Genomic DNA, 9067 nt, shown 5'->3' on the forward strand with positions numbered 1-9067 from the left:
GGATAACTGTGGACAAGTAGTGCAAGCTCATCCACTTGTTATGCACATGTGGGAAACTATGACTCTCATACATTTGAAAGGCTTTTCCACATATCCACAGGCCCTACTACTATTACTACTATATTTAATTACTTAATTATTATTATATAAGCGAGGTATCGATATGCAGTTTGAAATTATGAGAGATAGATTATTGGATGGATTAAGCGATGTTGTCAAAGCAATCAGTTCAAAAGTGACAACGCCTATTTTGACAGGTATCAAATTAGAAATTACTGAAAAGGGATTGACGATGACTGGAAGTGATTCAGATATTACGATATCCACTTTCATACCAGCAGAAGAAGACGGCACACAGATTATTCAAATGATCCAACCAGGCACTTTAGTGTTACAAGCAAAGGTCTTTAACGAGATTATTCGCAAACTACCAACGAATGAAGTGATGGTTGAGTTACGTGACGGAATGAAAACACATATTCGTTCCGGACAGTCCGAATTTCATATTATTGCCCAAAGTGCTGATGAATATCCTATATTGCCCGATGTAAAAGATGCGGAGCGTTTTGAAATGCCTGCTGACTTGATGAAATCACTTATTAGAGAGACGGTATTTGCAGTATCCCAACAAGAGACCCGTCCAGTTCTGACAGGTGTTCAATGGATTATGAAAGAGCAAGAGCTTTACTGCATCGCAACGGATAGTCATAGATTGGCCAGAAGGATCGTGACACCCGAGATTCAAGCAAGCTCACCATTTAATGCAGTTATTCCAGGAAAAAGTCTTCAGGAACTAAGCAAAATATTGCCTGACGACGCTACGACAGTAGAAATTTTTATTGCGAATCAACAAGTATTATTCAAGCTCCATAATGTCTTGTTCTATTCAAGACTATTGGAGGGGAATTACCCTGACACATCACGTCTAATTCCCACTGAATACAAAACATCCATTACGATAAATGGACGCAATTTATTGCAAGCGATTGATCGTGCATCTTTATTAGCTCGTGAAGATCGGAATAATATCGTGCACTTCTCAACAGACGGTAGTCCACATGTGCAAATCTCTTCTAACTCGCCAGACGTCGGAAATGTAGAAGAGTTGGTAGAAGCTGTGCATATCGAAGGTGAACCTTTGAAAATCTCTTTCAGCGCGAAATATATGATGGATGCCTTGAAAGCAATTGATGGCCAAGATCTAAAGATTCACTTCACTGGCAGCATGCGTCCGTTCATCTTGAAGTCAATTGATAGCGAAGCCATTCTACAATTAATTTTACCGGTTAGAACGTTTTAATCCGTAACTAAAGAAAATATCTCGCAATAGGGTAGTCAACATGTTGGCTACCTTTTTACTTATTGCAAAAAGTTAGGTAAACTAGAGGGACAGAATATTTTATGAGGGATTGAATTAAAAATGGAGACAGTACAGTTTGATACAGAATATATAACGCTAGGCCAATTATTAAAAATGACGAATGTTATTAGCTCAGGCGGAATGGCTAAATGGTTTTTAGGTGAAAACATTGTTTACGTAAACGGTGAGCCAGAACAACGACGAGGTAAGAAATTATATGACGGAGATGTAGTAAATATTCCGGGTGCAGGAAAATTCAAACTGTCAGCGGATGAATCTGGACAGTCGGATGCATATTGATCGGCTTAAACTAACGAACTATCGGAATTATGAGTCCCTGGAATTAAAATTCTCGCCTACGATGAATGTATTGATCGGTGAAAACGCACAAGGAAAAACCAATGTCATGGAGGCCATTTATGTATTGGCGATGGCAAAATCTCATCGCACATCAAATGATCGTGAACTTATACGTTGGGAACAAGAGTGTGGTAAAATAGAAGGGGATGTCAAACGTAAATTTGGATATATGCCGTTAGAGCTGACGATTTCCAAAAAGGGAAAAAAGGCTAGAGTCAATCATTTGGAACAAAACCGTTTGAGTATGTACGTCGGCCAGATGAATGTAGTCATGTTTGCGCCTGAAGATTTAAATATCGTAAAGGGCAGCCCTCAGCTGCGCAGGCGTTTTTTAGATATGGAAATTGGACAGATCTCAAGAGTCTATTTGCACGACTTGGTCAATTTCCAAAAGATATTAAAGCAACGGAATGCCTTGTTAAAGGCAAATCGAGGTAAATTGGATCTTCAAGATGTTATGTTCGATATTTACACGGAACAGTATATTCAAGTGGCGGTTCAAATTATTCGAAAGCGTTTTTATTTTATGGAATTGCTACAAAAGTGGGCAAATCCGATCCATCAAGGAATTTCACGTGGTCTTGAAACACTAGAAGTTTCATATGGGACTTTAAAAGACCTACATTCTGGGCAGACTGCTGAAGAGATGGAGACAATTTTTGCCGATCAGTTAAAAAGTGTGCGAAGACGCGAATTAGAACGAGGACTTACATTGATAGGTCCACATCGTGATGATTTGCAGTTTTTTGTCAATGGGTACGATATTCAGACATTCGGTTCGCAGGGGCAGCAACGGACGACCGCCCTTTCTTTGAAACTCGCGGAAATCGAGTTAGTAAAACAAGAAGTGGGCGAGACTCCAATTTTATTGCTTGATGATGTGTTATCGGAATTGGATGATTACCGACAGTCACATTTGCTCAGTACTATGCAGGGACAAGTACAAACATTTGTGACGACAACCAATATCGCGGGAATAGATCATAATACGATCCAGGAAGCAGCCATTTTTGAAGTGCATGACGGATCCGTTTCGCAGAGAGAATAAATGGTTGTGGTTTGATAGTTTTGGAAAGGAAAGGTGAAAACCTTGGCAATGGAAGAAAAGGATATGCAGACAGCTTATGATGCGAGTCAGATACAAGTGTTGGAAGGCCTTGAAGCTGTCCGTAAACGTCCTGGTATGTATATTGGGACAACGAGTGCAAAAGGGCTTCATCATCTCGTATGGGAAATTGTAGACAATAGTATCGACGAAGCTCTCGCAGGTTATTGTGACCATATTGAAGTAACGATAGAGAAAGATAACTGGATTAAGGTATCCGATAATGGTCGTGGAATTCCAGTAGGCATTCAGGAATCAACGGGTAGACCAGCTGTTGAAGTTATCATGACTGTACTCCACGCAGGGGGTAAGTTCGGCGGTGGTGGATATAAAGTTTCTGGCGGTTTGCACGGCGTAGGATCTTCAGTTGTCAATGCTTTGTCAGAGAAGACAGAAGTCTACGTTAAAGTGGATAAAAAATTATATGCAATTGAGTTTTCTAGAGGCCCTGTCTCAAAGGAGCTTGAAGTCATTGGTGAATCGGATGAGACCGGCACTACAATCCGTTTCAAGGCGGATCCCGAGATCTTTACCGAAACAACGGTATACGAGTACGGCATATTAGCAACACGTTTGCGTGAACTTGCCTACTTGAACCGTGGTCTGCGTATTACCATTACCGATGAACGTGGCGAAGAACCTGTATCCGAAGTGTTTCACTATGAAGGTGGGATTAAATCCTATGTCCAGCATTTGAATGAAAAAAAAGAGCCGATTTTTGAAGACCCCATTTACATTGAAGGCGAACGCGATGGTATTACCGTTGAGGTCGCTATGCAATACAACAGCGGCTACGGTGAAAACTTATTGTCATTTGCTAATAATATTCATACGTATGAAGGTGGAACACACGAGCAAGGCTTCAAAACTGCATTAACTCGCGTGATTAACGACTATGCACGTAAAAATGGCTTATTGAAAGAGTCAGAAGACAATCTGACGGGGGACGACGTGCGTGAAGGACTGACGGCTATCGTCTCAATCAAGCACCCTGATCCTCAATTTGAAGGCCAAACAAAAACGAAATTGGGTAACTCAGAAGTCAGCACGATTACGAATTCACTGTTTTCCGAAGCGCTGCAACGTTTCTTAATTGAAAATCCAGTAGTAGCGCGTCAGGTAGTTGGCAAGAGTACGATGGCGGCAAGAGCACGTATGGCTGCGAAGAACGCCCGTGAATTGACACGTCGAAAATCAGCGTTGGAAATCTCGAGTTTACCAGGGAAACTATCAGATTGCTCTTCAAGGGATCCAGCTATCAGTGAGTTGTATATTGTTGAGGGTGATTCTGCCGGAGGATCGGCGAAGAATGGTCGTGATCGTCACTTTCAGGCGATCTTGCCATTACGAGGAAAAATTCTCAATGTCGAAAAAGCACGTTTGGACCGTATTCTTGGAAACGCAGAGATTCGTATGATCATTACGGCACTCGGTACAGGGATTGGTCCCGAATTTAACTTGGATAAAGCTCGTTACCATAAGCTTGTCATCATGACAGATGCCGACGTTGATGGTGCCCATATTCGTACGTTATTATTAACCTTCTTCTTCCGTTTCATGCGTCCGCTAATTGAAGCAGGTTACGTATATATTGCACAGCCGCCACTTTATCGTGTGCGCTCAGGAAAAAGAGAAGAGTATTGTTACGATGAAGAAGCATTGCAGGAGATTCTGAGCAGTATGCCCGCTTCGCCAAAGCCAGATATCACACGATACAAAGGTTTGGGTGAGATGAATCCCGAGCAACTATGGGAAACAACAATGGATCCTGATAAACGCACATTCTTGCAAGTCCGTATGGATGATGCGGTGGAAGCAAATGAAACGTTTGAAGAATTAATGGGTGATGAAGTAGAGCCACGCAGAAAGTTCATTGAAGATAATGCAGTTTACGTGCAAAATATTGATACTTGATGAATCGTAAACGGCTTATAAAGCAATGACTGAACTTATAGATGTAAGTGGTGAAAGGAGCATGACAACATGGCAGACTTGCCAAAAGGCGGAGTGCAGGAAATAAATATCAATACAGAAATGAAGACCTCATTTCTAAACTATGCGATGAGCGTAATCGTTTCTCGTGCCCTTCCGGATGTTCGAGATGGTTTGAAGCCCGTACATCGCCGCATTTTGTATGCTATGCATGATTTGGGTATCACTGCGGAAAAACCGCATAAAAAGTCAGCACGTATCGTAGGGGACGTTATTGGTAAGTACCACCCGCATGGTGATAGTGCGGTATATGACACGATGGTACGGATGGCTCAAGATTTCAGTTATCGCTACATGCTAGTAGATGGACACGGTAACTTTGGTTCTGTCGATGGTGACGGAGCAGCTGCAATGCGTTATACGGAGTCACGTATGTCGCGTATCGCGATGGAATTGTTGCGTGATATCAATAAAAATACGATCGATTTCCAAGCGAACTATGACGAGCAGGAAAAAGAACCCGCTGTCTTGCCGGGTCGTTATCCGAACTTGTTGGTAAACGGTACATCGGGAATTGCCGTAGGTATGGCAACAAACATCCCACCCCATCACCTTGGCGAAACGATTGACGCTGTACTTGCTTTGGCGGAGAATAGCGCAATCACAACCGAAGAATTGATGGAAATCATTCCAGGCCCCGATTTCCCAACTGGCGGTATGATTCTCGGCCGTAGTGGCATTCGACGCGCTTATGAAACAGGTCGTGGTTCACTGATCATCCGTGGCAGGGCAGAAATTGAGACAGCTGCAAATGGTCGCGAAACGATTATTGTCAGTGAAATTCCTTTCCAAGTGAATAAGGCAAAGTTAATCGAGAAAATTGCAGAGCTCGTGCGCGATAAGAAGATTGACGGAATTACACACTTGGCAGATGAATCGGATCGTACAGGTATGCGTATTGTTATTGAAGTACGGCGGGATGCCAATGCCAATGTATTGTTAAACAATTTGTATAAACAAACTGCCTTGCAGACTAGTTTCGGAATCAATATGCTTGCACTGGTAGACAAGCAACCAAAAGTATTGTCATTGAAAGAAATTCTATACCATTACTTAGAACACCAAAAGGTAGTCATTCGCCGTCGTACACAATTTGATTTGAACAAAGCGGAAGACCGAGCACATATCTTGGAAGGATTACGTATAGCACTTGATCATATCGATCGGATCATTGCACTAATCCGTGCATCCAAAACAACGGCTGAAGCGAAAGCAAACTTAATGCAGACATTTGAGTTATCTGATCGCCAGTCCCAAGCTATTCTTGATATGCGTTTGCAACGTCTGACTGGACTGGAACGAGACAAAATCGAGTCCGAATACCAAGAGTTGCTGACACTTATTGCTGAATTGCGTGCAATTTTGGCGGATGAGTTAAAGCTAATTGAGATTATCCGTGAAGAATTGAGTGAAATTAAAGAGCGTTTTGCTGACGAACGTCGAACGGAGATTATGCTTGGCGGTTCTGAAATGCTCGAAGATGAAGATTTGATTCCAGTAGAAAACTCCATTGTGACATTAACTCACCAAGGGTATATTAAGCGTCTACCAGCCAATACGTATCGCAGTCAGAAACGTGGTGGTCGTGGAATCCAAGGCATGGGCACAAATGAAGATGACTTTGTAGAGCACTTACTAAATACTTCTACGCATGACACGATTTTACTGTTTACGAGCAGAGGCCGTGTATTCCGTAAAAAAGGCTATGAAGTTCCTGAATACAGCCGGACTGCCAAGGGATTGCCAATTATTAACCTACTCGACTTCCAAAAAGGTGAAAAGGTTACGGCAATGATCCCGATTGACGAGTTTACTGAAGATCATTATTTATTCTTCTCAACAAAACAAGGTGTTATTAAACGTACGTCGATAATGGACTATGCCAATATTCGCGCGAACGGCCTGATAGCTTTAGGATTGCGTGAAGATGACGAACTGATCTCCGTTAGATCAACTGATGGCACGTCAGATATTGCGATCTGTACCAAACACGGCATGATGATTCGCTTTGATGAAGAAAGTATCCGTCCGCTTGGCAGAACCGCCGCCGGTGTACGTGGTATTAGATTGCGTCAAGAGGATGAAGTAATTGGCATGGATATAGTAGATGCAGGAGACGATATTCTTGTAGTTACGGAAAAAGGTTACGGTAAACGCACACCTGAAAGTGAATACCGATCCCAATCACGTGGCGGTTATGGATTGAAAACAATGCATATGACGGATCGAAATGGTGCTATTGTTGCGATGAAATCGGTTAACGGAGAAGAAGACTTGATGTTAATAACGATTCACGGGATCTTAATCCGTATGTCAATTGGCGATATCTCTATATTTGGTCGATCTACACAAGGCGTACGACTCATTCGATTGGCTGATGATGAACGTGTAGCAACGGTCGCAAAGGTAGAAAAGGATGATGACCTTGAAGATGAGTTGGACGATGAACTAGAAGACCACTTGGAAGTAACTGAAGAACAACAACCAGAGACAGACACAGAGGACTAAAGAAAAGTTATTGAAGGGGCGTTATACGTCACTTCAATAACTTTTTTGCTTTTGGTAGGAGAATTTACTCAGATATCTATCCATATAATTGAGAATATTATATGATAATAGATAGAGCGAAGAGGAAAATAGGTGAAAACATTGGATGTTTACAAAGAGGTTAGTGAATTAAGACCGGGTAGTTTTCTAAAAGAGGATCTCTACGTTAATACAAGAAATCCAATAATGGCGAAAGGCACTAAGTTAATGCTAGAGCATTTTGAAATTCTCCATTCATTTGACATTACACGTGTGCTGGTCGAGTCAAAGGCACTCAGTAAGATAGAACAAGAATCGGTAGAGCAAGTGACTGATGTAAAGCTAACTCCAGAGGTAGAAAAGTTGATGAACCAAAGCGCCCCCAAAAAATCGAGATCTTTGGAAGCGCTATACGATGAAGCGGTAGAATCATACAGAAAAGAATTTGTCAGCTATAGATCTGGCAAAAAATTAGATGTTGCGGCAGTTCGTACAATTGTTTTACCTTTGATTCAAGCATTTTTGGAGAATAAGGAATATGTCAGAAGACTAAATGGGTTTGCTACATTGCAAAACTATCGTGCACATCACTCCATCAGTGTGGGCATTCTAGCGGCCTTGATAAGTGAAGCAATGGGGTATCCAAGAGGGCAAGTGCTACAAATTGGTATAGCAGGCGTACTGGCAGACAGTGGTATGGCGAAAATTGATGAGAAGATTATTGATAAAGTGGCTTTCCTGACAAGTGAAGAGTTAAGTGAAGTGAAAAAACATGTCATTCACAGTTTTCAAATGGTCAACGACTCTCCATTGGTACGTCAGGAAATGAAAGTAGCAATCCTGCAGCATCATGAGCGTTTTGACGGTAGTGGTTATCCGAGGGGACTAAAAGGACAGGAGATAACAGAAATCTCTCAAATACTGTCAGTGGCAGATGTGTACCACGCTATGGCATCCGAGCGGCCATACAGACAGAAGGAGAGTTCATTTAAAGTAATTGAGTTAATGAGGGAAGAAGAGTTTGGCAAGTTTGATATGAAGGTAATTGAAGTACTCCATGAATTAATCAACAAGCTGTCCATTGGAACAAAAGTAAAACTGACGACTGACGAAATAGCGGAGGTCATTTATTTGCACCGTGATTTCCCCTTACGTCCCATTGTTAAGATACTAGATACAGGCACACATGTTGATCTATCATCTAATAGAAAAATCTCTATTGTTAAGACCTTTTAATATAATAACTTAGTAAATGATATGGGAAATGAAGAAGATCGGGCGGGTACGGGGCTATTACATTACGGTAATACAGTAACTTCATATCCGCGTATCGTTGTAGGTACGCGGTTTTCAGTATCTATTTAAAAGAATTAATAAAAAGGCTTGCATTCCTATAAACGCGGTGGTATATTTATAAGCGTCGCATCAAGCAGTCGTGAAAACATCAAACTTAACAAGAAAAACTTTTTAAGTAAAAGTGTTGACAACGAATTGATGAGATGTTAATATTAGAAAGTTGCCTCTTACGAGAGACCAACCGAATGAACCTTGAAAACTGAACAGCAAAACGTTAACGAAATACAGTTTGTGCACCTAACGGTGACACAAACAAAATGAGTATCTTAATTGATGCCAGCAAATGAAACTCGAGCTAATCGAATTTTCATTTTACTGACTGACAAGATGTAGTGAAGTACTAGGAGATGAAGGAGAGAAGGAGGGAG

At 41.5% G+C, this 9067-nt stretch carries 6 protein-coding genes; all 6 read left to right on the forward strand.

Features of this window, described 5'->3' with window-relative positions; all coding sequences use genetic code 11:
• Positions 1-163 precede the first annotated feature (163 nt).
• The 6 genes from dnaN to CSV75_RS11585 all read left to right on the forward strand — a co-directional run bounded on the left by dnaN (position 164) and on the right by CSV75_RS11585 (position 8579).
• Positions 164-1300, forward strand: a complete 1137-nt coding sequence (dnaN, locus tag CSV75_RS11560; RefSeq protein ID WP_099632557.1) for a DNA polymerase III subunit beta — start codon at positions 164-166, stop codon at positions 1298-1300.
• Between the two features lie 120 nt (positions 1301-1420).
• Positions 1421-1660, forward strand: a complete 240-nt coding sequence (gene yaaA / locus CSV75_RS11565; protein ID WP_099632556.1) for a S4 domain-containing protein YaaA — start codon at positions 1421-1423, stop codon at positions 1658-1660.
• Positions 1650-2768, forward strand: coding sequence for a DNA replication/repair protein RecF (recF, locus tag CSV75_RS11570; RefSeq protein WP_099675931.1), 1119 nt, complete (start codon positions 1650-1652; stop codon positions 2766-2768). The genes yaaA and recF overlap by 11 nt, the downstream gene beginning before the upstream one ends.
• Positions 2769-2816: 48 nt before the next feature.
• Complete coding sequence (gene gyrB, locus CSV75_RS11575; protein ID WP_233191657.1) at positions 2817-4739, forward strand: DNA topoisomerase (ATP-hydrolyzing) subunit B; 1923 nt, start codon at positions 2817-2819, stop codon at positions 4737-4739.
• Positions 4740-4808: 69 nt separating this feature from the next.
• Complete coding sequence (gyrA, locus tag CSV75_RS11580) at positions 4809-7325, forward strand: DNA gyrase subunit A (RefSeq protein WP_099675932.1); 2517 nt, start codon at positions 4809-4811, stop codon at positions 7323-7325.
• Between the two features lie 132 nt (positions 7326-7457).
• A complete protein-coding gene (locus tag CSV75_RS11585) occupies positions 7458-8579 on the forward strand; it encodes an HD-GYP domain-containing protein (protein ID WP_099675933.1) in 1122 nt (373 codons plus the stop codon).
• The last annotated feature ends 488 nt before the right edge of the window (positions 8580-9067 follow it).

Source organism: Sporosarcina sp. P18a, from assembly GCF_002743135.1.
Taxonomy (GTDB): domain Bacteria; phylum Bacillota; class Bacilli; order Bacillales_A; family Planococcaceae; genus Sporosarcina.

What these genes read in the sequence shown, in the direction of transcription:
- dnaN (WP_099632557.1), top strand. Translation starts at nt 164, where the DNA reads ATGCAGTTTGAAATTATGAGAGATAGATTATTGGATGGATTAAGCGAT.
- yaaA (WP_099632556.1), top strand. Translation starts at nt 1,421, where the DNA reads ATGGAGACAGTACAGTTTGATACAGAATATATAACGCTAGGCCAATTA.
- recF (WP_099675931.1), top strand. Translation starts at nt 1,650, where the DNA reads ATGCATATTGATCGGCTTAAACTAACGAACTATCGGAATTATGAGTCC.
- gyrB (WP_233191657.1), top strand. Translation starts at nt 2,817, where the DNA reads ATGGAAGAAAAGGATATGCAGACAGCTTATGATGCGAGTCAGATACAA.
- gyrA (WP_099675932.1), top strand. Translation starts at nt 4,809, where the DNA reads ATGGCAGACTTGCCAAAAGGCGGAGTGCAGGAAATAAATATCAATACA.